This window comes from Candidatus Palauibacter sp. (assembly GCF_965197445.1).
In the GTDB taxonomy this organism is placed as follows: Bacteria; Gemmatimonadota; Gemmatimonadetes; order Palauibacterales; family Palauibacteraceae; genus Palauibacter.
Map to the genome: position 1 here is coordinate 594,498 of NZ_CBDANE010000004.1, position 26,167 is coordinate 620,664.

The 26,167-nt window shown below is 68.6% G+C and carries 22 protein-coding genes and 2 tRNA genes; 3 read left to right on the top strand and 21 right to left on the bottom strand.

Features of this window, described 5'->3' with window-relative positions; translation table 11 throughout:
* Both ACN9M6_RS06520 and ACN9M6_RS06525 read right to left on the bottom strand, forming a co-directional pair.
* The gene (locus tag ACN9M6_RS06520) at positions 1-1,380 is read right to left on the bottom strand and encodes a TolC family protein (protein ID WP_419162102.1); all 1,380 of its coding nucleotides are present in this window, start codon (positions 1,378-1,380) and stop codon (positions 1-3) included.
* Positions 1,377-2,606: an efflux RND transporter periplasmic adaptor subunit gene (locus tag ACN9M6_RS06525; RefSeq protein WP_419162103.1), complete on the bottom strand. Its 1,230-nt coding sequence runs from the start codon at positions 2,604-2,606 to the stop codon at positions 1,377-1,379. The genes ACN9M6_RS06520 and ACN9M6_RS06525 overlap by 4 nt, the downstream gene beginning before the upstream one ends.
* 324 nt (positions 2,607-2,930) lie before the next feature.
* On the opposite strand from ACN9M6_RS06525, the gene ACN9M6_RS06530 reads away from it, so the two are divergent.
* Positions 2,931-3,686 carry an enoyl-CoA hydratase/isomerase family protein gene (locus ACN9M6_RS06530; RefSeq protein ID WP_419162104.1) on the top strand — a complete coding sequence of 252 codons (756 nt, stop codon included), beginning with the start codon at positions 2,931-2,933 and terminating at the stop codon, positions 3,684-3,686.
* Between the two features lie 10 nt (positions 3,687-3,696).
* Here the strand turns inward: ACN9M6_RS06530 and ACN9M6_RS06535 are convergent, their stop codons facing one another.
* From ACN9M6_RS06535 to ACN9M6_RS06585, 11 genes are all read right to left on the bottom strand, one after another.
* Positions 3,697-4,863, bottom strand: a complete 1,167-nt coding sequence (locus ACN9M6_RS06535; RefSeq protein ID WP_419162105.1) for a pyridoxal phosphate-dependent aminotransferase — start codon at positions 4,861-4,863, stop codon at positions 3,697-3,699.
* Between the two features lie 108 nt (positions 4,864-4,971).
* Entirely contained in the window at positions 4,972-6,279 is a 1,308-nt protein-coding gene (locus ACN9M6_RS06540; protein WP_419162106.1) for a CsgG/HfaB family protein, read from the bottom strand.
* A gap of 90 nt (positions 6,280-6,369) precedes the next feature.
* Positions 6,370-9,696, bottom strand: coding sequence for a WD40/YVTN/BNR-like repeat-containing protein (locus tag ACN9M6_RS06545; protein WP_419162107.1), 3,327 nt, complete (start codon positions 9,694-9,696; stop codon positions 6,370-6,372).
* Between the two features lie 175 nt (positions 9,697-9,871).
* A complete protein-coding gene (locus tag ACN9M6_RS06550; RefSeq protein WP_419162108.1) occupies positions 9,872-10,099 on the bottom strand; it encodes a hypothetical protein in 228 nt (75 codons plus the stop codon).
* 2 nt (positions 10,100-10,101) lie between these two features.
* Positions 10,102-10,233 (bottom strand): hypothetical protein, encoded by a 132-nt coding sequence (locus ACN9M6_RS06555; RefSeq protein WP_419162109.1) that lies wholly within the window; start codon positions 10,231-10,233, stop codon positions 10,102-10,104.
* Positions 10,234-10,515: a hypothetical protein gene (locus ACN9M6_RS06560; RefSeq protein WP_419162110.1), complete on the bottom strand. Its 282-nt coding sequence runs from the start codon at positions 10,513-10,515 to the stop codon at positions 10,234-10,236. It lies immediately after the preceding gene.
* A 113-nt stretch (positions 10,516-10,628) separates the two neighbouring features.
* On the bottom strand, positions 10,629-11,588 hold the full coding sequence (locus ACN9M6_RS06565; RefSeq protein WP_419162111.1) for a 3-hydroxyacyl-CoA dehydrogenase NAD-binding domain-containing protein: 960 nt from the start codon (positions 11,586-11,588) through the stop codon (positions 10,629-10,631).
* A gap of 38 nt (positions 11,589-11,626) precedes the next feature.
* Positions 11,627-12,784, bottom strand: a complete 1,158-nt coding sequence (locus ACN9M6_RS06570; protein WP_419162270.1) for a P1 family peptidase — start codon at positions 12,782-12,784, stop codon at positions 11,627-11,629.
* Between the two features lie 407 nt (positions 12,785-13,191).
* Positions 13,192-13,275 (bottom strand) — tRNA-Leu (locus ACN9M6_RS06575).
* A gap of 44 nt (positions 13,276-13,319) precedes the next feature.
* Positions 13,320-14,594, bottom strand: coding sequence for a serine hydrolase domain-containing protein (locus tag ACN9M6_RS06580; protein WP_419162112.1), 1,275 nt, complete (start codon positions 14,592-14,594; stop codon positions 13,320-13,322).
* Positions 14,595-14,624: 30 nt separating this feature from the next.
* Positions 14,625-16,289, bottom strand: a complete 1,665-nt coding sequence (locus tag ACN9M6_RS06585) for an amidase (protein ID WP_419162113.1) — start codon at positions 16,287-16,289, stop codon at positions 14,625-14,627.
* Between the two features lie 224 nt (positions 16,290-16,513).
* Here ACN9M6_RS06585 and ACN9M6_RS06590 point away from each other — a divergent pair, with 224 nt between their 5' ends.
* A complete protein-coding gene (locus ACN9M6_RS06590; protein ID WP_419162114.1) occupies positions 16,514-16,822 on the top strand; it encodes a hypothetical protein in 309 nt (102 codons plus the stop codon).
* Positions 16,823-17,045: 223 nt separating this feature from the next.
* On the opposite strand, the gene cax is transcribed toward ACN9M6_RS06590, so the two are convergent.
* Together cax and ACN9M6_RS06600 are read right to left on the bottom strand one after the other, a co-directional pair.
* Complete coding sequence (cax, locus tag ACN9M6_RS06595; protein WP_419162115.1) at positions 17,046-18,152, bottom strand: calcium/proton exchanger; 1,107 nt, start codon at positions 18,150-18,152, stop codon at positions 17,046-17,048.
* A gap of 18 nt (positions 18,153-18,170) precedes the next feature.
* Positions 18,171-18,241: transfer RNA gene (locus ACN9M6_RS06600), tRNA-Cys, on the bottom strand.
* A gap of 110 nt (positions 18,242-18,351) precedes the next feature.
* On the opposite strand from ACN9M6_RS06600, the gene ACN9M6_RS06605 reads away from it, so the two are divergent.
* Positions 18,352-20,037 (top strand): hypothetical protein, encoded by a 1,686-nt coding sequence (locus ACN9M6_RS06605; protein ID WP_419162116.1) that lies wholly within the window; start codon positions 18,352-18,354, stop codon positions 20,035-20,037.
* 170 nt (positions 20,038-20,207) lie between these two features.
* Here ACN9M6_RS06605 and recN read toward each other — a convergent pair whose 3' ends face one another.
* From recN to ACN9M6_RS06635, 6 genes are read right to left on the bottom strand one after another with little or no spacing between them, the layout of a single operon-like run.
* Complete coding sequence (gene recN, locus ACN9M6_RS06610; RefSeq protein ID WP_419162117.1) at positions 20,208-21,905, bottom strand: DNA repair protein RecN; 1,698 nt, start codon at positions 21,903-21,905, stop codon at positions 20,208-20,210.
* Positions 21,866-22,747, bottom strand: a complete 882-nt coding sequence (locus tag ACN9M6_RS06615) for an NAD(+)/NADH kinase (RefSeq protein ID WP_419162118.1) — start codon at positions 22,745-22,747, stop codon at positions 21,866-21,868. Before ACN9M6_RS06615 ends, recN begins: the two co-directional genes overlap by 40 nt.
* A gap of 5 nt (positions 22,748-22,752) precedes the next feature.
* Positions 22,753-23,658 (bottom strand): polyprenyl synthetase family protein, encoded by a 906-nt coding sequence (locus ACN9M6_RS06620; protein WP_419162119.1) that lies wholly within the window; start codon positions 23,656-23,658, stop codon positions 22,753-22,755.
* On the bottom strand, positions 23,655-23,921 hold the full coding sequence (xseB, locus tag ACN9M6_RS06625) for an exodeoxyribonuclease VII small subunit (protein WP_419162120.1): 267 nt from the start codon (positions 23,919-23,921) through the stop codon (positions 23,655-23,657). The genes ACN9M6_RS06620 and xseB overlap by 4 nt, the downstream gene beginning before the upstream one ends.
* A complete protein-coding gene (xseA, locus tag ACN9M6_RS06630; RefSeq protein WP_419162121.1) occupies positions 23,918-25,246 on the bottom strand; it encodes an exodeoxyribonuclease VII large subunit in 1,329 nt (442 codons plus the stop codon). Before xseA ends, xseB begins: the two co-directional genes overlap by 4 nt.
* Positions 25,243-26,157: a bifunctional 5,10-methylenetetrahydrofolate dehydrogenase/5,10-methenyltetrahydrofolate cyclohydrolase gene (locus ACN9M6_RS06635; RefSeq protein WP_419162122.1), complete on the bottom strand. Its 915-nt coding sequence runs from the start codon at positions 26,155-26,157 to the stop codon at positions 25,243-25,245. The genes xseA and ACN9M6_RS06635 overlap by 4 nt, the downstream gene beginning before the upstream one ends.
* Positions 26,158-26,167: the final 10 nt, after the last annotated feature.

Genomic DNA, 26,167 nt, shown 5'->3' on the forward strand with positions numbered 1-26,167 from the left:
CTAGGGTCTGCCCTCGACGTATTCGGCCAGATTCGACCAGGCGATGAGATAGTCGTACTGCCGCTGAATCAGCGAAGTCTCCGTATTCTGCGCGGAGCTGGTCGCCTGCTGGAGTTCGATGAAGCTCGCGGTCCCGAGCCGGTACCTTTCCTGCTGCATTTCGAGCCGCTCGCGCGAAATGGCCGACGCGCGCTGTAGCAGATCCAGCGTCTGCGCAAGCTGCTGGATTTCGGCAGCGTAGCGCCGCACGTCGGCCTCGAGCTCGATGCGCCGACGGCGCAGCTCCTCCTCGGCCCGCCGTCCGGCCGCAGACGCCTGGGCGTTCTGCCGTTCCCGGTCGAAACCGTCAAAAAGGTTCCACGAGGCGGTGACGCTGAAGCCGTGGCTGGAATCGCCGAGGCGGCCCAACTGCCAGAACGACTCTTCGGGGCCGAAGTTCTCGTTGCGCGCCCAACCCAGGCCGACGGTGATCGTTGGCAGGTAATTCATACGCGCGGCCCACAGCGCCGCCGATGCCGCCGAGCGCTCCGCCTCAAGAGCGGAGAGTTCCGGATCGGACGTCACGGCCGCGCGAACGATCAGTTCGATGTCCGATCCCCCCTCCGGCATCCCTTGCTCGCCCGTCAGGACGAGCCCTTCACCGGCCTCGGGCGGAAGGCCCATCGAGACCACGAGTTGCCGTAGCCCGGTCTGCAGCAGGTTCTGCTCGGCAAGGAGCGATGTCTGCGCGACGAGAAGCTCCGACTCCGCGCCCAGCACGTCCGTCCGTTCAACGGCCGCGATCGCATAGCGGCGGCGCGCAATGTCGAGTTCCAGTTCGCGGTCGGCGATCTGGGCACGCGTCAACTCCAGCAGCTCCTGCCCGCGGAGCGCTTCGAGAAACTGGCGGCGCACGGTCACGATCACGGAGCGTTGCTGGTCGTCATAGCGTCGCTGCGCGGCCCGCAGGTTTGCCGCCGATTGCGAGAGGGCGGCGAAACGCCGACCGCCATCCAGGACAGTCCAGTTCACCCCCAGTCGCTGGCTCGCGCCCTGCTGCGACGACGTCAGCGTCTGCGGAAGTGTCTCCGACAGCCCTTCCTCGCCGACGAAGGTCGTGCGCGAGAAGCTGGACCGGCTGAGAGATGCGGTGCCCCCTGCCGTGGGCAGAAACGCCCCCCAGGCCGCCAGCCGGTCGGCGGCGGCCGCGTCCGCCTGCGTCTGGGAACTACGCAGTACCGGACTCTCCCGCATGGCGATCTGGACAGCCCTCGTGATGTCGAGCGTGTCCGGGAGCAACGCCTGAGGGGCCGCCGCCGGCGCTGTGGTGGCGAGCCCTCCCGCCGCCAGCGCGATCGCTGCGCGGATCCGCCGCAGGCGTCCCTCGACCGCCGACCTCACCGGGAACCGTCCGACGCCGCGGGCGTCTCCTCGGCCATCAGTTCGCCATGGTTCTCGATCTGCACCTGCGCGTCGTGCGTGAGCGTGGCGTGTCCGTCGACCAGCACGAGTTCGCCCCCTTCCGGCACGAACGTGTCGTCGCCATCGGGGTTCGCGATGATCTCCACCTCCGTGTCGTTCTCGAGACCGAGCGTCACGTATTCCCACTGCGCGCGCCCGGTCTCGGCCCCGGGGCCGCTGGGCTCGAACACGAACACGACCTGGCGCCGGTTGCGCTCCACGACCGCCTCCTTCGCCACGAACGTGCGATCGGGGAGCTGGCGGCCCGCGATCCGCACGTTACCCGGCATTCCCGGGACGATCCTGGCTTCGGGGTTCGACAGCCGCACCGTGACCCGTGCCGTCTGCGTCTCGGGGTCGATGAGCGGGTTGACACTCACCACCTGCCCGCGGAAGACCTCGCCCCGGAGCGCGGGGAACGTTGCGGTCGCTTCCCGGCCCACCTCGATGAGCGGGAGCTCGGAGTGCAGTACTTCCGCGTCGATATCGATCTGCGACAGGTCGACGATCGTCGCGATCGAGTCACCGGCCGAGACGCGGCTCCCGAGCGCCACTCCGAGGTTCGCCACCCGTCCGGCGAAGGGTGCGACGATCCGGGTCTTCGCGAGTTCGTAGCGCGCCTCCGCAAGCGACGCCTCCCGGTCGGGGAGGCCGACCCGGATGCGTGCCTGCCCGGCCCTCACCGCCCGGGCGGAGTCGGGCAGTTGATCGTCGAACAGCACGCGGTCCTGGAACTCCGCTCGCGCCTGGTCGACTACTGCCTGGGCTCGCTGCACGCGGATCTCGTACAGAGTGGGGTCGATCCGCGCCAGAAGTTGCCCTGCCCGCACCTGCTCGCCTTCCTGCACGGGCACCGCCGTGACAGGGCCTTGCACCTCGGAGTGGAGCGGCGCCGAGCGGAGTGAGGCCGCCCGCCCGCTCGCCGTGACCCAGAGTACAAACGTATCCCGCTGGATCACGGCCCCCTCGACCGGGAGCCAGATGTCCGTCGCGAAGGCGGCCGCCGAGGCCGTACCCCGTACCGCCTCCGCTACCGAGTCCGCGGCGGGATCTCCGAAACTCTGCGGACCTTCGTCCTCTTCCTCGTTCAGCCGCATGAAGATGCCGTACACCGCCGCTCCCGCGATGAGCAGGACGATCAGCGTCACCCAATGACGTGCCTTCATAAGTCTCGCACCGCCTGTTTCCTGCCCGCCGCCGGCCAATGAACCTGCCCCCCGGCGGTCACCGAGAACAACGCGCTGCCCGGATCGCTGCAGACGTGCGGCCTGTCCGGTCGCGCCACGCCGTATCTATCGCAAGACTGTCAACGGAACGTCAAAGTCACGGAGTCACGGCTTCGACACCATGACCCGCACGAAACGTTGTACGAGCCCGGGCAGGAGAGGATCCGCCCCCCGACCCTGACGGTCGCCTGCGACCGGTTAGCCTAGGAGCGGCTGGGCACGTTGGCAACTAATTTAGTAGTAGAATACGCGAGGAGAGTGGAAATGATTCAGAGGAACGATGATGGGGGCGTGGCGCTGATCCGGATGGCGCATCAGCCGGCCAACGTCCTCACCACCGAGTTTTCCGATGCGCTCGAGACCGAGTTCGAGCGCGTGCGGGAGGATGCTTCCGTGCGGGCCGCCGTACTGACCGGGACGGGATCGGCCTTTTCCGCAGGTGTGGAGTTGTTCCGGGTGGTCGACGGCGCCCCCGGATACGTCGAAGCGCTCCTGGCGAGTCTGGGAACGCTGTTTGCGAATCTGAGAGACTTTCCGAAACCGCTCGTGGCGGCGGTCAACGGCCACGCCATTGCGGGCGGCGGAGTGATTGCGTGTGCCTGCGACTATCGGGTCATGGCCTCCGGCAAGGGCCGGGTCGGTCTCCCCGAACTCCACGTGGGCGTCCCCTTCCCCGCGGTGGCCCTGGACATCGTGCGCGGCACGATCCCGAGACGGCATCACCGCGAGGTCCTGCTGCTGGGCCGCTCCTATGGCCCCGAGGCCGCGGTCGAGCGCGGGTTCGTCGATGAGGTCGTGCCGGCCGATCAGGTCAACGAACGGGCGCGGGAGATTGCCCTGGAGCTGGCCGCGATTCCGGGCCGTACGTACGACCTGACAAAGAGACAGCTCGCCCTGCCCTCGGGCGGCGCCGGCGAACTCGAGGCGGAACTGCGGACGATCTGGTCCTCGGCAGACACCTTCGACCACATCCGGGGCTATCTGGAACGGACGCTGGGCCGCGCCTCCGCCACGCGCTGACGCGCTCGATTCAGATCCAGTCCTTCTTGCGGAAGTCCATCATCACCTCCGCCAGCTTCTCCATGTCCGACGGGAGTCCCATCGAGAGCCGGCTCCAGTCCGTCATGGGCGGGAACGGACGTCCCACGTTGAACCCGGCCTCGTACATGCGCTCGTTGTACGTCGCGAGTTCACCCTTGATCCGGTGCATGATGAAGTTCGTCTGACTGGGGAGAACCTCGATGTTCAGCTGGCCGAGGGCGTCGGAGATGATGGCCTTGGCGTCGTTGTTCGTCTTGACGCTCTCCTTGAAGAAATCGTCGTCCGCCAGCGACGCGACCGCCGCCACGCCGGCGACATGGTTCGGCGAATTCTGGGTCGCGAACGGCAGTACGCGCTGGACCGTGGCCTCGTGAGCAACCCCGTACCCCAGCCGCATCCCCGCCATCGCGTACACCTTCGAGAAGGTCCGGACGACCATCACGTTCGGGTGCTGTTCGATGAACGGGAAGAACGTCTCGTAGGAAGGATCGTCGGCCAGCTCGAAGTACGCCTCGTCGACGAGGAAGAGGTGCTGCTCGCTCTCGTCGCGGATCCAGGCCGCAATGTCCTTTGAAGGCGTGAGCGTGCCCGTCGGGTTGTTCGGGTTGCAGAAGTAGATGACGCTCGGGGCGGACGACTTGTCGGCTTCCGCGCGCATGCGGTCGAGATCGTGCGCGTAGTCCTTGGTCAGCGGCACCTTGACGTGATCGTAGGGGAACGGCTGCGCGTAGTCCGGCACATCCTCGAAGGTCGGCTGCGCGTAGATGAGCCGTCCGCCGGGCGCGGCCCACGCCGCCACCGCGATGCGCAGGATCTCGGTCGAGCCCGAGCCGAAGAAGAGCTGGCCGGGCGTGACGCCGAGCCGGTTCACGAGTGCCTCGCGCACCAGCTGCCCGGTCGCTCCGGGATAGCGGTTCGCCTCGTCGAGCCCGTCGATAATCGCCTGCCGCGCGGACGGCGCGATCCCGAGCGGGTTTTCGTTCGAACTCAGCCGAACCGGTCCGTTGTAGTCAACGCCCGGGCGGCGAGGGTTGAAGATGGTGTCGAGACCGCGTGCCGTCGTCGCGCCCGCCAGGGGTGCGGCAAGGGGTGCGGCGGCGATGCCGGCAACGCCGGCGCCCGTGAGTCCGGCTCGAAGAAACGTCCTTCGCTTCATGTGGCCTCCCTGGTTCTCTGGGGACGCCACCGCCCCGGGCAGGCGGCGCGCGCCCATCCTGCTCATGTCTCTCGGAACATGGCCGTTTTCACGGCCTTCGTCCAGCCGTCAGGGACCCCGGTCGCGGTTGCCGGGGTCGCGCGGCCGCGGCCGATCCGGAGGCGGGTCGGGCGGGCGCACTCCGCCGCGACGACGCGCGCCCGACAGCAGGTTCAGAGCGGAGCGTGAGCGGGCCCACAGCGAATCGACGGCGGCGCGCAGTTCCTCGCCGCTCAGGTCCGCGAGTTGCCTTCTGACCTCATCCGGCAGCCGGCGGAAGAGCTGGGCTTCGCCACGTTCCCGCCATGCGGCTCGACGACGCTCGGGTTGCGTCCGATCCTCCTCGGACGGTTCGATTTCGTCGCTCGCGAACTGGCCGCGCGACGCGAGCAGGGGGAGGGCGAAGGCGCTGTCGATCGTGGCGGCCCGCTCGTAGTGGGCCTCGGCCTCTTCCATCCGACCGGCCCGTGCGAGGGCGTTGCCGCGGTGGAACTCGGCAAGGGCCTCCAGGTCCTGTGTACCGAGGTGGCTGATGCGTGCGGCCTCCGCCGGCGGCCGCACGCCCGTCAGCTCGGTCGCGAGGCCCACCGTCAGCGAATCCACGAGTTCGAACACGTCGCCGCCACGCGCGAAATCGGCCCACCAGACCGTGCCGCCCTCGAGTTCGACCACCTGGGCATCGATGCGCATGTCGTCGGGGGTCCCGGTCACGCTTCCCCACAACAGCAACCGGGCACCCGTGCCCCGCGCGACGGTCATCGCCAGAGCTTCCGGGATCTCCTCTTCTTCGGAGAGCCCGCCTTCGGTGAGGAGGTCGTAGAGGCTCTGCCGCCCGACCACCACCACGTCGGGCCGTTGCGCCAGGTTCGTCGTCAGCAGGTCCGCGAGACCCGCCCCCAGCCACTGCAGCTCCGGATCGGGCACGTTGTTCCGGAACGGGACCACCGCCAGCGAACTCGGGCCCAGGTCGGGCGCCTCCCCGGCAACGGTGAGCGCCTCTACCGAACTGTCCGCAGCGGCCGGGACCGCAGCGGCCTCCACAGCGGCCTCCGTGGGTCCGGCCGTCGCGATGCGGTAGGTCCCGATCGCCCCCAGCGAAGCCAGCGTGACCAGCAGCCAGCGTTCGGCGCGGCGGATCCGTTGCGGACCCTTCTCGCCGTGGAACCAGCCGATGATGAGGAAGGCGGGGAAGCCGAGAATGGAAAGGAAGACGACGGTGTCGAGGATCTTCCTGGAGAACCCGTAGTTCCCCACGATGAAGTCGGAGATCTCGACGCACAGCCAACCCGCGCCCAGATAGACGAGGGCGATCTGCAGCATGCGCCGCTTGAGGATCTTCTCCACGATCGACGCGCCTGTCCCCTCTTCTCCGCTCATCACCCGCCGTCAACGTTCAAGGCCTGCTCCGCCCTTGGACACCGGCGGAGCCGCAGGCGTTCGCCGTCCTCCGCGATGCGGCCAGATGCGTTACCTGCCGCCCTCCTTGTCCGGCTCGTCCCAGAATCCGAAGCCCTCCTTTCGAACCACCTCGAGCGTGGTCGTGTAGGTCTCCTCGCCCACCGTGATGTTGACGGTGTACGTCCCCGGGTCGGCCAGGCCGCCCCCACCGCCGCCGCCGCCGAAGAAGCGACGGAACCCGCCGCCGCCGCCCCGCTCGCGCATGGCCGCGTTCACCTGCATGAAGACCGCCTGCATGCTGGCCGGATCGGCGCCGCCGCCGGCGCCCTGGCCCGCCCCGGCGCCACCTCGGCCGCCTCCACGCCCCGCGCCCTGCCCCGCCTGGGGATACCGCTCGGCCGGCCGTTCCCGCCACGCGTCCGGGTCGCCGCCGAACCCACCGCCACCGCCGCCGCCGAACATGCGCCGGAGACCGGCCTGGTTACCGCCCTGCAGCATGCCGAGCACCTGGTCCATCGTCTCCCTCTCGACGCCCTCGTGTTCGACGAGCGAGTCACCGACCGTCTCGTACAGCCTGACGCGGCGCAGGCTGTCGGCCCGGTCGGCGGGAGATGGCGGCTCCGGCACGGTCCGCCGGTTGAACGTCCAACGCACCCGCTGGATTCCCGCGGAGGCCGAGCCATTCAGCACCTGCACGGTGTCGCCCGCTCCGTCGAGGATCGCGATCGAGGCCTGGGCGCCGCCTTCCCGCGCGCCGGGACCGCTTGCGGCGGCCATCATCCCGCCAGGTCGCACGGCGGCGATTGCCGCGGGTCGCTCTTCCTCCCCTTCCTCCGCCTCCTCCGCCTCCTCCGCCTCTCGCTCGGCCCGCGCGGCCTCGGCCAGCGCCTCCGCGACATCCTCCGGTACGTAGTAGGAGATCTCCGCCCCGTAGCCGCCCGCATCCCCCTGGAAGGTGCTCTGCGCGAGGAACTCCCCGCCCACCGGCGCATCACCGTACTGGATCGCCGTCTTCGGCTCGAACACGGTCACGGCCTCCGGCAGGCGCCCGCCCTCCAGCTGCTGCAGGAGCGAGATGTCGGCCACGAAGATCGAACGGCCGTGCGTGCCCGCGATGATTTCGCGCTCGCGCGGGTGGATCTTGAGGTCGTGCACCGGAACCGTCGGTAGCCCGTTCATGAACCGCGACCACGAGCCGCCCCGGTCGGTCGACACGTAGGCGCCCACATCCGTCCCTACGAAGAGCAGGTTCTCGTTCACCGGATCCTCGCGGACGACATGAACGAAGTCCGGCGCCCCCGTGGGCAGGTTCGATGCGATGGAACGGAACGTCTCCCCGCCATCGTCCGTCCCGTATACGTAGGGCGTGTAGTCGTCCCGCCGGTGGTTGTCGAAGGTGACATAGAACCGGTTCCGATCGTGGCTCGAAGGCTCGATGCGGCTCACGTACGTCCCTTCCGGCACCCCCTCGAAACGATCGGTGAGTTCGATCCACTCCGCTCCCTCCGGCGTGCGCCACACCCGACCGTCGTCGGTCCCCGCGTAGAGTTCGCCTTCGTTGAGCTTCGACTCCGCCAGCGACACGATGGTGGCGAAGTTCTCCGCACCGGTGACGTCCCGGGTGATGCCGCCCGTCGTGTTGTACGCGACCTCGATCTTCTCCGGGTCCGCGTACGTGAGGTCGTCCGAGATCGGCATCATCTCATCCGTCTCGTACGTCCACTTGAGCACCCGGTTGGCACCGATGTACAGCGTCTGAGGATCGTGCGGCGACATCTCCAGCGGCGTGTTCCAGTTGAACCGCATGTCGAACAGCGCGGAGTCCTGCGCGACGAGGGCCTGGAGCTCCTCGATCCGCGGCATGTTCGCGGACGGCGGATTGTCGGGATCATCTCCCGAGAGAAGTGCGATCGAGTCCCTCAACGCACTCGTGCGCTCCCGCCAGTCGGGCTGCTGCAGCTGGTGTCGCTCCCCCGTCCGCGTATTCCGCCAGTAGATCCGCCCCTGCTGCGACTCTCCGAACACGATGTCCGGGTTGGTCGGATCCTGGGGCGCGTAGAAGCCGTCGCCGCCCCCGATCGAGTACCACATGTGATTGTCGATGGATCCGCCCGCGCGGGTGCTCGGCCCGCACCACGTATAGTTGTCCTGCAGTCCGCCACAGACGCGATAGGGCGTATCCATATTAAAGCTGACCGCATAGAACTGTCCCATGGGAATGCGATTCGGAAACTCGAAGTTCCCTCCGCGGTCCCACGTAATCGCGATCCCGCCGTCATTGCCCAGAATGAAATGATTGGGGTTGGAAGAGTCCCACCACAGTGCGTGATAGTCGACGTGTACGCCCTGGGCCGGATTCCCCACCGTGCGCCCGCCGTCGCGCGAGAAGAAGAGAGAAGACCAGTAGATGAAGTCGGGATCGTCCGGTGACACCCACGCGCCCGAATAGTAGAAGGGCCGCGAGTTGCTCGCGTTCATGAACTCCCACGTCTCACCGCCGTCAGAGGAACGATACAGTCCAGTGCCGTTCCGGTCCCCGTCCTCGTCCGCCTCTTCAGGGGCCTCGGCCTCGACCACCGCATACATGATCTGCGGATAGCTCGGCGCGATCGCGATCTCGAGCCGGCCCAGTGTGGTCTCGGGGAGTCCGTTGCCTTCGACCTTCTCCCACGTGTCGCCGGCATCGGTCGACTTCCAGATCGCGCTGCCGGGGCCGCCGCTCTGCAGGAAGTACGGTCCGCGCACGCGCTCCCAGCTCGTGGCCCAGAGGACATCCGGGTTGCGGGGGTGCATGTCGATGTCGACGAAACCGGCCTTGTCGGAGACGAAGTTCACGCGCTCCCACGTGTCGCCGCCATCTTTCGTCCGGTACAGTCCGCGCTCCTCGTTGTCGCCCCAGGGGTGCCCGAGCGCGGCGACGTAAACCCAGTCCGCCTTGGTTGGGTGGACGACGATGCGTCCGATGGCCTGCGTCCCCTCCAGGCCCTTGAGTTCCCAGGTGATCCCGCCGTCCACGGACTTGTAGATCCCGCCTCCCGGAGAGATCGAGTTGCGCGAGTCCTCTTCCCCGCTACCCGCCCACACGATGTCGGGGTTGCTCGGCGCGATCGCGAGGTCGCCCATCGACACGACCCGCTCGTCGTCGAACACGGGCCGGAAGGTGGTCCCGTGATTCGTGGTCTTCCAGATGCCGCTCGTCGCGCCGGCGACGAAGAAGGTGCCCGTGCCCGGGACGCCTTCGATGTCGGTGACGCGCCCGGACATGTTCGCGGGGCCGATCGAACGCCACTCCAACTCGGCCATGAAATCTTCGTCTGCCACCGCCTGTTGCCCGGCCACCTGGGCCGGGAGGACGATCGACGCGAGGATGAGGGGGACGGCGACGCGCTTCAACATGGTTCGCGGCTCCTGGCTGTGGTAATGCTCGCGGGCGCAACGGTCCAAGATGAGGGACACGCCCGACGCAACGGAAGACACCCCCGCGTCGCCCGGCGTTTGAGCGGGCCGGGCACGCCGAAGCGGGCGGACAGCTGGGGAATCCCGGGCGGCGGGGAGAACCCCGGGTGGAGCGTCAGTCTTGCCGGGCCTCCGCCCTCCGCCGACAGAGCCGGTAGAGGATCAGATGCGCGCCCCCCTGGAATCCGACCGTGAAGCCCATCCAAAGGCCGTAGTTACGCTCCAGGAGGGATTCCGTGAGCAGCCAAACGCACAGGACGATGACGGCGACGCCGCAGAGGAAGAAGACGGGCGCCTGCCGGATGGGGCCGAATGGCTCCAGCGCTCCGAGTTTCGCGAACATGCTCAGGCGGTCTCGGGAGGCGGGGTGCCGAATACATGGCCCTCCAGCCGCGCGACGCGGTCCGTCATGGCCACCCGCGTCTCAATCACCTCCGCGCGCACCTTGCCGATCTCGCCGCTCAACTCCGCGCGCACCTACCGATCTCCGCTCAACTCCGCGCGCACCTTGCCGATCTCACTGCTCAACTCCGTGCGCACCTTGCCGATCTCGCCGCTCAACTCCGTTCGCACCTTGCCGATTTCGCCACCCAACTCCGTTCGCACCTTGCCGATGTCGCCCCTCAACTCCGTGATCCTGTCGTCAAGTTTGTTGGTGGCCCCTCTGGTGAACACGGCAAGGCTGATCGCCGAAGCGATGACGGCCAGCAACACGCCGAGGATTCCCATCGTATCCGTTTCCATGCCGTCGAGCCTCATGCTGGAAGTCCGAGTGCGGCGGCGGGGCACGCCCACCGGGTTACGCCACTCGACCTCCCCGTGGATCTCAACCTAATCTCAACAGGACCGGCGATCCAAACCGCCCGAGAGCGTCACCCGCCGGGCGGGGCGTCCTTGTCCTTGAGGGCACGGATGCGGCGGACCATCCGGTCGCGCCAGGCACAAAGGGCCGCCGTCGCGTCGGCTCCGTACATCGCTTCCGTTTCGTCCCGGATGCCGTTAATCACGCGGTCCGAGAACTCGGGGTCCGCCTCCAGGTCCGCCCACAGCTCCCGGTACGCGTCGTTGTACCGCCGGTAGTAGTCCCCCACGCCGCCGTCCGCATTGGTATGCCCGCTTCCGAACGGTCCCAGCAGCGCCCAGCGGAGCCCCAGGCCTTCCCGGACCACGGTATCGATCGCGTCCGCCGACGCTGCGCCGGTCTCGTACAGAAAGATCGCCTCGCGGATGAGGGCCGCCTGTAGCCGGTTGAGGAGGAATCCGGGCAGGTAGTGGTTCATCTCCACCGGGGACTGGCCCACGCTCTTCATGAAGGCCAGCGTCAGGGCCACGACTTCGGCGTCCGTCTCTCCCCCGGGAAGGACCTCCACCACGGGGACGACATGGGGCGGGTTCACGGGGTGCGCGACGATGCAGCGGCGGGCACCCGCCAACCCCTCCGCGATCCGCGTCATGTCCTGAGCCGATGTCGAGCTGGCCAGGATCGTGCCCGCATCCGCGGCCGCGTCCAGATCGGCGTAGATCCCCTTCTTGATGTCCAGCGCCTCGGGCCCGCTCTCCTGCACCCACCCCGCCCCCGCCAGTGCGTCGCCCACCGTTCCGCAGCGGTGGACGGCCCCAGCCTCCCGGACGGCGGTGCCAGCATCGATGAACCCCAACGCCTCGTCCTCCTCCGCCGACTCCCGCGCCCAGGCGAGCGCGAATTCGAGCTGTGCCGGGTCCGGGTCGTACGCCCGTGTCTCGCAGCCGGCTCGGGCGAAGACGCGGATCCAGCTCCGGCCGATCACACCGGTGCCGACAACGGCGACGGTCTGAATCGTGGGCCGAGTCACGGGCTCGCTACCGCCGGGAGATGATGCCGTTCCAGCGACTACCGGGGGACCACGCCATGCTGGCGCAGGACATCCAGCGTCGCATCCAGAGGGAGCGCCTCGACGGTGCCGAGGTCCCCCTCGACGGTCGTCGCGAGGAACATGGAGTTGAGGATGGCCTCCTCGGTGGCTTCGATGGCCGCCTGGAAGATCGGACTCATGGCCGCGTTGGGCAGCCGCGGCGCGTCCCACAGGCGTGAGACGGGCACCGAACTGAAGGCGATCACGTAGTCGCCCGACCCGTTGCTCATGCTGCCCCCGCCCCGGCCCAGCCCCAGCAGGGCCCTCCGCGCGAGACGCTCCAGGTTGCGGTGTTCCAGAGGCGCGTCCGTCGCGACGACCATGATGATGGAGCCGTCCTGGGGTGACCAGCGGGCGTCCGCCGGCTCCGCACCGGCGGCTCCGCCCGTCCTCGGGCGCATGCCGGCTCGGGGATAGGGAGCGCTCTCGCGCGGACCGCCGTAGGGCGACCCGCTCAGGGCTTCTCCGACCGGGGCCCCGTCGATGGCGAGGACGCCGCCGTGATTGGACTGAACGAGCACGCCCACGGTCCAGCCCCCGAGTTCTTCCGGCAGCCGGCGGCTCGCCGTGCCGATGCCCCCCTTCCACCCAAAGGCGATCGTGCCGCGTCCCGCGCCCACGCTCCCCTGCTCCACCGGCCCGGTGTCCGCCCCGGCGATCGCCGCGAGCACATCCGTCTCCGTGATCGGACGGAGCCGGATCCTGTTCAGGAAGCCGTCGTTCGTCTCGGCCACGACCGGGTTCACCGACCGCACGTTCTCGTTGCCCGGCAGCCCCAGCAGATACGTCATCACCGCGTCGGCGGCCCGCGGCACGCAGAGCGTACACGTCAATACGACCGGAGACTCGAGTTCGCCCAGTTCCTGCACCTGGGTCGTCCCCGCGAACTTGCCGAAGCCGTTCCCCACCACGAACGCGGCGGGAACCTTCTCCTGAAAGATGTTTCCGCCATGCGGGAGGACGGCCGTGACCCCGGTGTTGATCGTGTCCCCGCTGGTGACGGTGACGTGCCCCACCCGCACGCCGTCCACATCGGTGATCTGATTGAGAGGTCCGGTGGGCAGGACACCCACCACGACGCCCAGGTCCCGTGCGCTCCGCCGCTCCTGAGCCTCCGCCGAAGAAACGGCCGCCAGGGTCGCCAGCGCGACGGTAAGAAAAACGCGCAGGCGAGGCGGCGTCGAGGACCTGTTCGGACGAATCAGCACCTGTTTCCTCCACCAACGGGGCGCTCGAGGCGACGCGTGGTTTCATGTCGTAAGCATCGGGGAAGAAGATGCGGGCCCGGACCCACGACCGCGACTGCGGGCCGAAGGTCTGCGCCGCAAGGACCACGAGTCCTAAAGGCCGTTGAGCGCTGCGCGAGTGTAGGAGAGAACGTAGGCGGGTTCTGAAGCGCTAACCTACGATCTCCTTGAGGGCCGTACGGAGTTCTGCGCCGGTCACGAGTTCGGCCGGGTCGGCTTCGACCTTCGCGAGCTGTTCTCGAACGATCATCGCGTCCCGCGCGTCTTCCCGACGACATCAAACAGATCGTAGCCAGTGCCGGAGGAGGGACTCGAACCCTCAAGGGATTGCTCCCACCGGATTTTGAGTCCGGCGCGTCTGCCAGTTCCGCCACTCCGGCTCGTGGACGCGGCCAAGAGATCTACAACGGGCGGCCGCGTCTGGCTATTGCAACTCGTCGAGCGCCTGGTACACCAGGGTCCGCAGTTTTGCGTGATCGTCGACACCCGCCGCCGGGATAAGCTGTGTGAAGTAGACGACGACGAGATCCTCGGCCGGGTCCACCCAGTAGGTCGAGTGGTACGCCCCGCCCCACCCGTACTCGCCCACCGAGCCCGGGGTTCCGCGGGCGCCGAGATCGCGGAGCACGCTGAATCCGAGACCGAAGCCGCCCCCCGCTTCCCAGCCGAACCTGTCCCCCACGTGGTTCACGGTCATGAGTTCGACGCTCTTCGAGGAGAGGATCCGTGCCCCGTCGCGTTCACCCCCGTTCAGCATCATCTGAAGGAAGCGGGCGTAGTCGTGCGCCGTGGAAAGCAGTCCCGCCCCGCCGGAAAAGCTGGCCCGCGGGCCGTCCACGTACGCGCCCTGCCCCACCATGCCGCCGGGATCGGGCGCCGGCGCCAGGCCGTCGGCCGCGGACGAATAGACCACGCTCAGCCGGTCGCGCTTTTCCTCGGGCAGGTAGAAGTGGGTGTCCACCATGCCGAGCGGCTCGAAGATGCGCGTGCGCAGGAACTGGTCGAGCGGCTCGCCCGACACCACCTCCACGAGGGCGCCCAGGATGTCGGTCGAATAGCCGTACACGAAGCGCTCGCCCGGCTGCGCGTCGAAGGGGAGGGCCGCCATGCGGCGGACGGTCTCCCGGATCGGCTCATCGCGATCCGCGAAGTACCAGCCCTGGATGCCCGCCTCCGCCCACAACTCGGCTGCCGGACCCCCGCCGTAGCTGATCCCGGCCGTGTGGGTGAGGAGGTCCCGGATCGTGATCGAGCGGTTCGCCGGGACGATCTCGTACCCTCCCGCCCCGTCGCCCACCGCCACCGTCGTCTCCATGTACTCGGGCAGATAGCGGCCTAGCGGGTCGGTGATCAGGAGATCGCCGGCTTCCTGCAGCATCATGATCCCGACGCTCACGACCGCCTTGGTCTGCGAGGCGATGCGGAAGATGTCGTCCGTCTCCATCGGATCGCCCGCCGCGATGTCGCGGTGGCCGACGGCGTCGAGATAGGAGACTTCTCCCCCGCGAGAGACGAGCGCGACCGCTCCGGGCAGCCGACCCTCTTCAACGAAGGTCTCCAGGGACTCGCTCAGCCGTTCCAGCCGGCCTTCGGCGATCGAGGCCTCCGTCGAAGCGGGCGCACCGCGCACGGCGAGTACAACCCCGATCACGAGCACGGGCAGCACGCCCCACAGGAGCCGCTTGGGCAGTCTGTTCATCGATCGTCCTCCTTCAGTCGAGCGGTCGCCTCAGTCGAGCGCCGGGTGCCGTGTGTGCCAATCCGTCGCCGCCTGGAACGCGTGCGCCACGCTCAGGATCTTGTCATCCGCGAACAGGTCGCCGACCAGCGTCGTCGTCAGCGGCTGGTCCGCCTCTTCGCCTTCGGGTCCCGCGGGGCCGAATCCGTACTGCACGACGGCGGCGGGGTGTCCCGTCTCGTTCGTGAGCCCCACCTCGCCCGAGCCGGTCGCGAACATGTCGAAGCCTTCCATCGCCTCGGCCATCCGCTTCATCACGATGTGCCGCCGCCGCTGGGCATGGACGTAGTCCATCGCGAGCCCGTCCCGGCCGCGGCGGAAGCGGGTGAAATCACGCTGCTCCTGCTCGTTGAGCCCCTCCGGCACCGGCGGCAACTCGCCGTTCGGGGCGACGTGGAAGTCGAAGGCGGACGACGACTCGGCCCCCAGCGAACTGGCCGACTGGGCGGGCAACTCGCGCATGAGCCGCGGCCGCGCCCCCAGCGCCTCCAGCTTCTCGACGAAGGAACGCGGCGCGTCTTCGGTGTAGCCGATCGACAGCGAGCCCAGATCCGGATTCCGCTCGAAGCGGAAGGGCGTCGTGACCGAGGCCGGATCCTTCTCGTCGGCGCCGTGGATCTCGTTGAACACGAGCGCGCAGTCCTCGACGGTGCGGCACATCGGCCCCGTCTTGTCCATGCTCCACGATAGCACCATGCCTCCGTAGCGGCTCACCCGCCCGAAGGTCGGGCGGAGGGCGCTGAGCCCGCACCGCCGGCTCGGGGACACGATGGAACCGCGCGTCTCCGTACCGATCCCGAACGCGACGCAGCCCGCCGCAGTGGCCGAGCCGGGGCCGGCCGACGATCCGCTCGACCCCCAGGCGAGGTTCCACGGATTGAGCGTCCGGCCCCGGTACCAGCGGTCGCCGCGGGCGAACTCTCCCGTGGCGAGCTTGGCGATGAGCACGGCGCCGGCCGCGCTCAGCCGGCGCACCACCTCGGCATCCTCTTCGATCATCTGAGTCTGGAACGCCGCCGAACCCCAAGTCGTTCGCGCCCCCTCGGTGGAGAATAGGTCTTTCACACCCCAGGGGATGCCGTGCAGGGGCCCGCGCCACTCTCCGGCCCGGATCTCCGCCTCCGCCTGCTCCGCCTCCTCCCTTCCCCGGCCCTCGAGGATCGTGACGGCGCACAGCAGGACCGGGTCGTAGCGCTTCAGGCGCTCCATGTAGATTTCGAACAGTTCGGTCGGGGACACGTGGCGCTCGCGGACGAGGGCCGCCAGCCGGTGCACCGGGAGGAAGGCGACCTCCTCCTCGCCCGACGGCACCGTCCCCTGCCAAGGCTCGATCTCGATCGGCGTGCGCTCGAACGGGTTCAGCCCGGCACGCCAGTACTTTTCGATAAGCGCGCCCGTTCCGCCCGGATAGGCCTGGAACTGGAGGGCCGGCGGCTCGCCGTTGCCGAGCGGGATCGTCTCTTCCTGCGGCGCCTCCTGCGCCCCCGGCGGAATCGGCGTGCGGGGAGCGCTGGAACTCGCGGTCCCGGCGGCCACCAGCGTCCGGGGATCCAGGACCCCCGCCGCGGTCGCCGCCGCCGCGACCTTCAGAAATCCGCGCCGCCGGATGCCGTCATCGGCCTTCTCCGCGCTCGTCGGGTCGAGGTTCTCGGACACTCGCGCCTCCTGTCGCCGGGGATGGGTCGATACCGGCCGGATCCGGCTCGCCCGGCTGTCACACTGCGGAGAAAGTCCCGAACCGACAACCCGGCGCGCGATTCGAGGCCGGATCCTGACACCCCCGCGCCGGTTTTTGCGTAGATTGCCGTCGATCCGCGGGATCCGCCGCGGCCGGGCCGTACGCCGCCTCCAACGACTACCCCTGATCCGCGAGGCTCCACATGGATATGGATCTCGTCGTCATCTTTGGTTTCGTCACCTCACTCGTGCTCATCATCACCGGGGGCATCGTCCTCTACCCCATCTCCCGCAAGCTGGGATACTTCCTCGAGGAGGCGGCGCGAGAGCGGGCCGACCGGCTGTCCGGACGGATTCAGGAGGCTCTGCCGGATTCCGCGGCGAACGACCGCGTGAACCAGGCGCTCTCCGACTTGCAGGATCAGATCGGGCACCTCGCCGAGCGTCAGGCATTCACCGAACAACTCCTGGAGCGCCGCCTGGAGGGTCCGTCTTCCGCCGACGAGGCCTGACGTCCCGCGGATTGGGAGAGAGTGACGCCGGGGCGTGACGAGATCACTGGGTACAAACAGACTTCATCCCCACTTCATCCCTGCCACAGGAGGGTGATCCGGCGCCCCGGCGTCTTTCACCACTCGCAGACCCGCCCTGAGGAGGTCGAGTGTTTCGCGGGCCTGCGACACTGAGACGCTCCGAGTCCCCGAAGCGTTGTCTGAGGGCGGCAGATCTGGGTGGCTACGCGGGAAGGTTGAAGAAGGCGAGGCCGAGGAGGACGTAGACCCCGAGGAGGAGCACTCCCTCCATCCAGTGCGTCAAGCCGTCCCCGGCGATCTGCCCCACCACCAGCACGGAGATGGCGACCGCCGCGACCTCGAGCGGCGAGAACACGAGATCCATGGGCGCCGGACCGACCACATAGGAGAGGAAGACGAGCAGCGGCGCGATGAAGAGCGCGATCTGGAGCGAGGACCCCACCGCGATCTGGATCGACAGATCCATCTTGTTCCGGAGCGCGACGAGGACGGCGGTGGAGTGCTCGGCCGCGTTCCCGACCAGGGCGACGACGATCACGCCGACGAAGACCTCGTTCATGCCCAGCGAGTGCGCGGCCTCCTCCGCTCCGCCGACCAGGATCTCGCTCATCCAGCCGACGAAGGCCGCCGCGGCGAGGAGCACCGCGAACGACTTGCCCTTCGACCACGCCGGAGCCGCCCCGTCCGAATGGTCCTCCGAATGAGCCGCGCCCTGGTAGAGGTCCGCGTGCGTCCGGAGCGCGAACACGAGAGAAAGCACGTAGCACACGATGAGAACGACGGCGATCTCGAGGCTCAGCGAACCGCCCGCCTCCGCCCCCGCGCCGGCTGTTCCGGAACCGTCCCGCAGATAATGAAGCAGCGAGGGAATGACGAGGCCCACGGCGCTCAGCAGAAGGAGCGTGGCCCCAAGCTTCGCCGCCGTCCGGTTGAACACCTGGGTCCGGAATCTGAGGCCGCCGAGCAGCGCGCTGAGGCCGAACACGAGGAGGATGTTCCCGATGATCGATCCCGTGAGCGACGCCTTCACCAGGTCGTGCAGGCCGGCTTTGAGGGCGAAGAAGGCGATGATCAGTTCCGCGGCGTTTCCGAACGTCGCGTTGAGCAGCCCCCCGAGCCCGGTCCCCACATGCTCGGCCAGCATCTCGGTCGACTTCCCCATGATTCCGGCGAGGGGAACGATCGCGACGGCCGAGGTAAAAAAGAGCGTGGTCGGCGACGCGTGGACCACATACTCGAGAACGAGGGTGATGGGGATGAAGACGAGGAGTAGGAGGAGCGCGTTGTCCGCTTTCAGTCTGAAGGCCAACCCCGCCTCCTCTCGAAAAGGCGCCGTCCGGATTCGAACCGGAGTAGGGGGCTTTGCAGGCCCCTGCCTAGCCACTCGGCCACGGCGCCGGAAGTCGCACAGCCTAATGAGTCGGCCATCCCCCGGAAAGTCTCGCACCGCCGGCGTTCGACCGCGAGTCGGACGCGCGCTCCCGCCCCTCTTGTGGCGGCGTTCGACCATGGGCTGCTATACTCGCGCGATGCTCTCGGAGATCCAGCGGTCACGCGTACTTCCGCTCGCCATCCTCGCCCTGACCGCGCTCTCGGCGCCTTGCGAGGCGCAGTTTCGCGACGCCCGTCTTCCCGAGTCCGGACAGCTCTGGTTCGAGATGGTGCCGACGCTGCTGAACTGGACCGAGCAGTTCGCCCTCAACTCTTCGGTCGACTCCATCGCCGATGGCGACCGGGAGCCGCTGGCCGCCCACTTCGACGGTCCGCTGGCCCTGCGCATCTTCCCGCCGCCGGTCGCTCTGCTCGATGGACTCAACGCCGACGCCGGCGCACTCGGGTTCGATCCCGTTGCCCCGGACGATTTCTCGTTGGGAGACCTGGAATTCTCGACCATGCGTGCGCAGATAAGGCAGCTCGCTCTCGGGGTCGAAGTGGGCGTGCTCGACTGGGTCAGCGTCGGGTTCAGGGCGCCGTTCACGCTGGCGGACATGACGACCACGTTCGCGTTCGACTCGACGGCCGCCACCGTGACGGGGAACGTGTCGGGGTTCGCGCCCGCCGATCCTTTCATTGTCGATTCCCGGGCCGCGCTCGGGTCCCTCGGGGCGATGATTACGAGCGGAACGCTCTCCGGGCCGACGCTCGCCGAAGCCATCGCGTTGAGGGACAACACCCTGGCCTTCCTCAACGCGCTGGAGCGTCGGGCGGGTGCGGGGGCCCTGATTCCGATGGCCCCCAGCGCGGCGGGGTCGCAGATGTTGTCCCGGTTCGGGGGGTTCGCGGCCGCGTTCGAGGCGCTCGGACTGGCGCTGCCCGAACTGGCCCTTCCCGAGTTCGCGAGCGATGCCGATTTCGAGGAACTCTTCCTTACGGCGGGACTCGGCGATCGCCTGCCGAAGAACTCGAGGAACGGCCTTGCGCTCGGGGAGATGGAAGTCTTCGTCCGTGTGAACCTCATCGATCAGATCACCCGTCGTCGTCCGATCCCCGGGTCTGCCGGAGCGGAAGACCCGCCGTCCTCCCCGGACCCGGAACGGGGGATTCGCTTCCGTACCACGGTCGGTGGACTCCTGCGAATCCCGATGGGATCGCAGAACGCGCCTCCGTTTCGCGATCTGACGAACTCCGCCGACGTCCCCATCGGGGACGGCCAGACCGACATCGAGATCGCGCTCTACCAGGACATCGCGTTCGGGAGCCGGCTTATGATCCAGGCCGCCGGTCATTACGGGATCCAGCGGTCGGACGCCTTCGTGGCGCATATCGCCCTCCCGGATCGGCCCTACACGACCGGCTCGCTGCAAACGCTCCTGTTCAGAGACCTCGGGGACTATATCAGCTTCCTCGTCCGGCCTTCGCTGCGCCTTAATCCGGCCATGAGCCTGGGCCTCGAGTATGACTACTTCCAGCTCGGAGATCCGGTGTACGCGCTCACCGATTCGGCGTTCGAGGAATGGGACCCCGGCGTGGTCGGCGCCGAGGGCTCGCAGAAGCGGCACAGGCTGGGGGTCGGATTCACCGTCGACCTGTCCGAGGCGCAAAGCCGGGACGAGTTACGGTCGGCGACCCGTCCGGTGCGCCGGCCGTGGCGGTTCGGCATTTCCCTCCGGCGTGCGATCGCGGGATCCGGGGGACGGACGCCCGCATCGTTCAGATTCGGGGCCGACTTCCGCGTCCCGATCAACATCTTCTAGCCACACCCGCGCATCCGTTGTATTCCCTATCATAAGCGGCTTATGTTATACCGATGAATGATCCGATCCGAGCCTACCTGGCCGAAATCGGGCGCCGCGGAGGCCGCAAGAGTCGGCGCGCGCTCGATCCCGAAGGCTGTCGAGAGCTAGCTGCGGCTTGCGGCCGGACGTCATAGCTGGCCGGCGAGCAGCTCTTCCGCGTGAGCGCGTGAAGCACGGCTCGCGGGATCGCCTCCCAGCATGCGCGCGACTTCCTGCACGCGCTCGCTGCCCGTGAGCGCCTGGACGGACGTGCGGGCCTCCCCGGTATCGGAGACCTTGCCGACCGAGTAGTGCGCATCGGCCCGGGCGGCGATCTGCGCCAGGTGCGTGACGACGAGGATCTGGTGCGCCGCGGACAACCGCACCAGCCGGTCGGCCACCCGATGCGCCACCTCGCCTCCGATGCCGACGTCGATCTCGTCGAACACCAGGATCGGGAGCTCATCGACCTCGATGAGGGCCGTCTCGAGCGCCAGCATCAGCCGGCTCATCTCGCCGCCCGACGCCACGCGGCGCAGCGGCGCGGGCGGGAAGCCCGGATTCAGCGAGACCAGGAAGTCCGCCCTTTCGGCTCCGGTCCGGCGGATTGCCTTGTGTTCGTTGAGCTGCACTTCCAGGCGCCCCGCCCGCATGCCGAGTTCCGGGAGCGCCCGGGTGACCGCTTCGGACAACGCCGCAGCGGCCGCACGACGCCGATCCGAGAGGTCGGACGCCAGTTGGGCCAGTTCCGCGGCCGCCGCTTCGCGCGCCGACTCCAGGCGGGCGATCTCGTCTCCCGCTCCGCTCAACTGTTGCAGTTCACGCCGAGCCTCTTCGCCGGCATCGATCACCTCGGCCAGCGAGTCTCCGTATTTGCGCTTGAGGCGGTAGAGGAGGTCCTGCCGGGCCCGGATATCGTCAAGCCGTCGCGGGTCGTGCTCGATGGCGTCGCGGTAGGGCGCCAGACTCCGCCCGAGTTCCTCCACGTTGCGGAGAGCCGCTTCGTACAGGTCACGGAAGGGGCTCGACGCGTCGTCGATGGCGATGAGGGCGTCCAACTGGCCTCCGAGCTCGCCGAGCTGGTCGACGATCGACCCTTCGGCTTCGTACATCCGCTGATGGAGCGAGCCCGACAGCTCGATCAACTCCTCGGAATGGGTGAGCCGGCGCGCCTCCGTCTCCAGCGCCTCGTCTTCGTCGGGTAGCAGCGCGGCCGCGGCGATTTCATCGCACTTGAAGCGCAGGTAGTCGGCGCGTTCGCGCCCTTCGCGGGCCAACCGGCGCAGCGCTTCCAGCCGGGAGTCCAGGGTGCGCACCCGGTCGAACGCCTCGGAGGTCTCCGCGACCCGACCCTCGTGCCGGCCGAATGCATCGAGGATCCGGAGCTGATGCTTCCGGTCCAGGAGGCGCTGGTGGTCATGCTGGCCGTGCAGTTCGAGGAGCTGCAACCCGAACTCGCGGAGCAGCGTCGTGGTCGACGGCGAACCGTTGGCCCACGCCCGGTGCCGGCCTTCCCGGCGCAACTCGCGCCGCAGAATGAGCCACCCGTCGTCATGGTCCACACCCGCCCGGTCGCACAGAGACGTCACCCCGTCGAGGCCTTCGACCTCGAACCGGCCTTCGATCCGCGCCCACCCGGCTCCGGACCGGATCATGTCCTGCGACGGACGGCCGCCGATGAGGAGGGCGAGCGCCTCGAAGAGAATCGACTTCCCCGCCCCGGTCTCGCCGCTCAGGACGCTGAGGCCCGGGCCGAACTCGAGCGTCACCTCCTCGACCACGGCAAAGTTCTGAACCCGCAGTTCCCTCAGCATGGCGGCGCGGGGTGCTCTCGGACGTCGCCCCACCGGAGCTTCCGCCGCAATACGGTGAAGAACGAATAGTCGGGCAGGCGCACCAGACGCACCGGATGTCGCGAGCGCACGACATCCACGCGGTCGCCCACGGAGAGCGGACAGCCGCGCTGACCGTCGACGGTAAGCTGGAGGTCGTGATCTCCCGACAGCAGTTCCACGGAGATCCTGGTGTCGCCGGAGAACACGACCGGTCGCACGGCGAGCGTATGCGGAGAGATCGGGGTGGCCACGATCCCGCCCATGGTCGGAGAGACGATGGGGCCGCCGGCGGAGAGGCTGTAGGCCGTGGAGCCGGTCGCCGTGGCCAGGATGATCCCGTCCGCGCTGTAGTGGCCGACCTCGTCGTCGTCGGCCAGCACCCTCAGGCCGATAAGGCGGGCGAACCCGCTCTTGTGGATGACCGCGTCGTTGACGGCGTAGAAGCTCGGGTCCTCCGAGCTGTCCGACCCGCTCACCCGCACTTCTATGCGCAGGGCGAGTCGCTCCTCCAGCGTGTACTCGCCCTTTGCCACGCTCGCCATCGCGGCCTCGATCTCGTCCATCGGTACCATCGTGAGGAACCCGAGGCGGCCCAGGTTGCAGCCCAATACCGGAATCCCAAGCGGCGCCGCGACCCGGGCCGCGCGCAACAGAGTGCCGTCGCCACCGAGCGAGAGTACGAGATCGACACCCGCTTCGATTTCGTCGATCGGCGCCGACTCGCGGCCCGCTCTCGTCGCAAGCGTCGGCTCGAACACGAGCGCGATGTCCAGCTCGGCCGCTCGGCGCTCGACGCGTTCGATCAGCGGCTCCAGGTCGGGGTGGTCGGGATGACCGATGATGGCGAAGCGCATTCGCGTTACCGGTCGCGCTCGAGGATGAGGCGCCCGATCTCCCGCAGCCGGTGCGCGGCCGGGAACGGCGCCAGCTCGCGGAACGCCTCGCGCCCCAGCTGCTCCGCACGATCTCTCGCCCCCGCCAGCCCCAGAAGGGAGGGGGTCGTCGCTTTTCCGAGCGCCTCGTCGCGACCCCCGATCTTGCCCATGCGGTGGGAAGATCCTGTGACGTCGAGAATGTCATCTACGGTCTGGAACGCAAGCCCGATCGCGAGCCCGAATCGTGTGAGCCGATCGACCGTCTCCGCCGATGCCCGGGCCGCGACGGCACCCATCGTACAGCACGCGGCGATCAACCGGGCGGTCTTTCCGAGGTGGATGCGTTCGAGCGTACCGAAACTCACGTCTTCCCTCTCGGCCAGGAGGTCGAGGAGCTGGCCGCCGACCATGCCGCTGCCGCCGGAAGCCCGGGCGAGGGTGACGATGAGCCGAGCAGTCACTCCATCGCTCAGCTCCAGGCCGGCGGCTCCATCGCCGACGGCGCGCACCGCGAGCGGCTGCAGCACCGCCCCGGCCAGGATCGCGACCCGTTCTCCGTAACACACATGCAGAGTGGGACGCCCCCGGCGCAGGGCGTCGTCGTCCATGCAGGGCAGGTCGTCGTGGATCAGGGAATAGGCGTGGACCAGCTCCGGGCCCAGAGCGAGGCGGTAGAGCGACGGCGGGCGACCGTTCCCGCCGTTCCGCTCCGGGCCTCCCGCAGCCTCCCAGGCGCTGATCAGCAGGAGGGGGCGGATCCGTTTCCCCGGCGCCAGGACCGCATGCCGGATGGGGTCCGCGATGGGTTCGGCCTCCCGGAGCGCCTCTCCCAGCCACGCCGACAGTGCCTCATCGACGGCGGTGCGCGCCGCGTCCAGCTCCGGCGTCACGCCTCGGCGTCCGCGTCGCCGGACCCCGCCTTCGCCAAGGGGGTCGTGTCCGGTCGTCCGGTGGAGGTGGCGATCAGTTCCTCGACCTTGCCGCTCGCCATCTCGAGCCAGCGGCGCGCCTCGCCGAGACGCTGGATGCCCCGCTCGAACAGCTCGATCGCCTCGTCCAGGCCGATTCCCTCACGGTCGAGGCGTTCGACGATCTGCTCCAGCTCCTGGACCGCCGCCTCGAACTCGAACGGCCGGTCGGGCGTCCCGCTCATGGTTCCGGCTCCACCGCATCGGCGGTTGCCGCGACCTCCCCACCGCGCACGCGGAGTCGGAACCGCTGTCGCGGCTCGAAATCCTCGATCCCGGTGAGCCGCCGGCCGTCCACGTCCGTGGCCACGGCGTATCCGCGGGCCACGGTCTCGAGAGGGCTCAGCGCGTCGAGCGTCGCGGCCAGCCCGGCGAGCCGGTCACGCGACCGGGCGAGCGCCCGACCGATGCCGAGAGGGAGCCGTTTCTCGATGGCGCCCAGCCGCAGCCTGGCGACATCGCGCACGTGCCCGGCAGACACCGGCAGGCGTCGCGCAAGCGTGTCCACGCGATCGCGCCCGCGCGTGACGAGTCGGCGCAGCCCCCGAGCCAGGCCTCTTCCGGCGGTGTCCAGCGAGCCCCTCACACTCCGGATGTCCGGCACCGCGAGTTCCGCCGCCGCGGACGGCGTCGGCGCCCGCAGATCGGCCACCAACTCGCAGAGAGTCACGTCCACCTCGTGCCCGATGGCGCAGATGACGGGAACCGGACTGGCCGCGACGGCTCTGACCGCCGTCTCCTCGTTGAAGCACCACAGGTCCTCCGTCGATCCGCCGCCCCGGCTGAGGATGATCGCGTCGAGCGTCGTGTCGGGGCGATGTGCGCTCCATTCCACCAGCCGCTGGAGCGCATCCCGAACTTCGCGCGCCGCTCCCTCGCCCTGGACCCGGCAGTGCCGTACGACGACATCGACCCACGGGGCCCGCCGCCTGAGCACGGTCAGGACATCGTGCAGCGCGGCACCCTCGCGCGACGTGACCACGCCGATGCGACGAGGGAACGCGGGCAAAGCCCGTTTCCGCTCGGGTGCCAGCAACCCCTCCGCATCCAGTCGTCTCCGGAGCCGCTCGAAGGCGATCCTCCACAGCCCCTGGCCCGCCGTGTCGATCTGGCGGACCCGCAGCTGGAATCGCCCCTGCCTCGCGTAGAGGGTCGGCCGACCGTGGACGAAGATCTCCATTCCATCGTCCGGATCCACCGGCAGCCGCCACGCATCGCCCCGGAACAGCACGCAGGCCACGCTCGCGTCACGATCCTGGTCACGCAGCGAAAAGTAGCGGTGTCCGGCCGGCGAACGGCTCCAGTTCGCCACTTCGCCGCGCACCCAGAGCTGTCCGAAGCGGCCCTCCAAAGTCCCGCGCGCCGCCTCGTTGAGTTCGGACACGCTGACGGCCCCTTCCGGCGAACGGCCGTCGCGGACGGGCGGGCGGGCACTTGCTGCGGGCTCCGCCTCTACACCCTGTTCCCCACCCTGTTCCCCGAACAGCGAGGCCTGGCGCTCGGCGCTCATCCCGACGCCGCGGCCCCTACCTCGGCAGCACTCGGGGTCCGCTCCGCCGACATCACGGTGTTGCGCAGCAGCATGGCAATCGTCATCGGGCCGACGCCCCCGGGCACCGGGGTGATCCAGCTCGCCCGCTCCGAGGCTTCATCGAAGTCGACATCGCCGACGAGCCGGTAGCCACGCGCGGCCGACGGGTCGTCTACCCGGTTCACGCCCACATCGATGACCAGGGCCCCCTCTCGGACCATGTCGCCGCGGACGATCCCCGGGCGCCCGACCGCGACGATCAGGATCTCCCCCTGGCGGGTGACCGCGCCGAGGTCGGCCGTTCGGCTGTGCGCGACCGTGACGGTGGCGTTCGCTCCGGGCTCCTTCTGGAGCATGATCTGGGACATCGGCATCCCCACGATGTTGGAGCGGCCCACGATGACGACGTGGGCGCCGGAGGTTTCCACGCCCGTCCGCCGGATCAGCTCCTGCACGCCCGCGGGCGTCGCGGGCCGAAACGCGTCCGGATCCCCCTGAGACATCCGTCCCTGGTTCACGGGGTGGAACCCGTCCACATCCTTGGAGGGGTCGATTCTCTCCGTCACCTCCCGTTCGTCCAGATGACCCGGCAGAGGAAGCTGGACCAGGATCCCGTGGATCGCCGGATCGGCGTTCAGTTCGTCGACAATGGCGAGAAGCTCGGGCTGACCGATGTCGGTCGGCGGCTTGATGTCGCGCGCATGGATACCGGCTTCCTCGCACGCGCGGGTCTTCATCCGGACGTATACCTGTGAGGCCGGATCGTCGCCCACGAGCACGACCCCGAGCCCGGGGCGAACGCCTCTTTCGGACAGAATCCGCGCCCGCTCGGCCACTTCCGCCCGAATATCGGCCGCGATTCGCTTCCCATCGATCATCTGCGCCGTCATCTATTCTCCC

Excerpts from the sequence above, each read along its gene's own strand:
- ACN9M6_RS06525 (WP_419162103.1), bottom strand. The coding sequence starts at position 2,606 with ATGAAGGCACGTCATTGGGTGACGCTGATCGTCCTGCTCATCGCGGGA.
- ACN9M6_RS06530 (WP_419162104.1), top strand. The coding sequence starts at position 2,931 with ATGATTCAGAGGAACGATGATGGGGGCGTGGCGCTGATCCGGATGGCG.
- ACN9M6_RS06535 (WP_419162105.1), bottom strand. The coding sequence starts at position 4,863 with ATGAAGCGAAGGACGTTTCTTCGAGCCGGACTCACGGGCGCCGGCGTT.
- ACN9M6_RS06540 (WP_419162106.1), bottom strand. The coding sequence starts at position 6,279 with ATGAGCGGAGAAGAGGGGACAGGCGCGTCGATCGTGGAGAAGATCCTC.
- ACN9M6_RS06545 (WP_419162107.1), bottom strand. The coding sequence starts at position 9,696 with ATGTTGAAGCGCGTCGCCGTCCCCCTCATCCTCGCGTCGATCGTCCTC.
- ACN9M6_RS06550 (WP_419162108.1), bottom strand. The coding sequence starts at position 10,099 with ATGTTCGCGAAACTCGGAGCGCTGGAGCCATTCGGCCCCATCCGGCAG.
- ACN9M6_RS06560 (WP_419162110.1), bottom strand. The coding sequence starts at position 10,515 with ATGAGGCTCGACGGCATGGAAACGGATACGATGGGAATCCTCGGCGTG.
- ACN9M6_RS06580 (WP_419162112.1), bottom strand. The coding sequence starts at position 14,594 with ATGAACAGACTGCCCAAGCGGCTCCTGTGGGGCGTGCTGCCCGTGCTC.
- ACN9M6_RS06590 (WP_419162114.1), top strand. The coding sequence starts at position 16,514 with ATGGATATGGATCTCGTCGTCATCTTTGGTTTCGTCACCTCACTCGTG.
- ACN9M6_RS06605 (WP_419162116.1), top strand. The coding sequence starts at position 18,352 with ATGGGCTGCTATACTCGCGCGATGCTCTCGGAGATCCAGCGGTCACGC.
- ACN9M6_RS06615 (WP_419162118.1), bottom strand. The coding sequence starts at position 22,747 with ATGCGCTTCGCCATCATCGGTCATCCCGACCACCCCGACCTGGAGCCG.
- xseB (WP_419162120.1), bottom strand. The coding sequence starts at position 23,921 with ATGAGCGGGACGCCCGACCGGCCGTTCGAGTTCGAGGCGGCGGTCCAG.
- xseA (WP_419162121.1), bottom strand. The coding sequence starts at position 25,246 with ATGAGCGCCGAGCGCCAGGCCTCGCTGTTCGGGGAACAGGGTGGGGAA.
- ACN9M6_RS06635 (WP_419162122.1), bottom strand. The coding sequence starts at position 26,157 with ATGACGGCGCAGATGATCGATGGGAAGCGAATCGCGGCCGATATTCGG.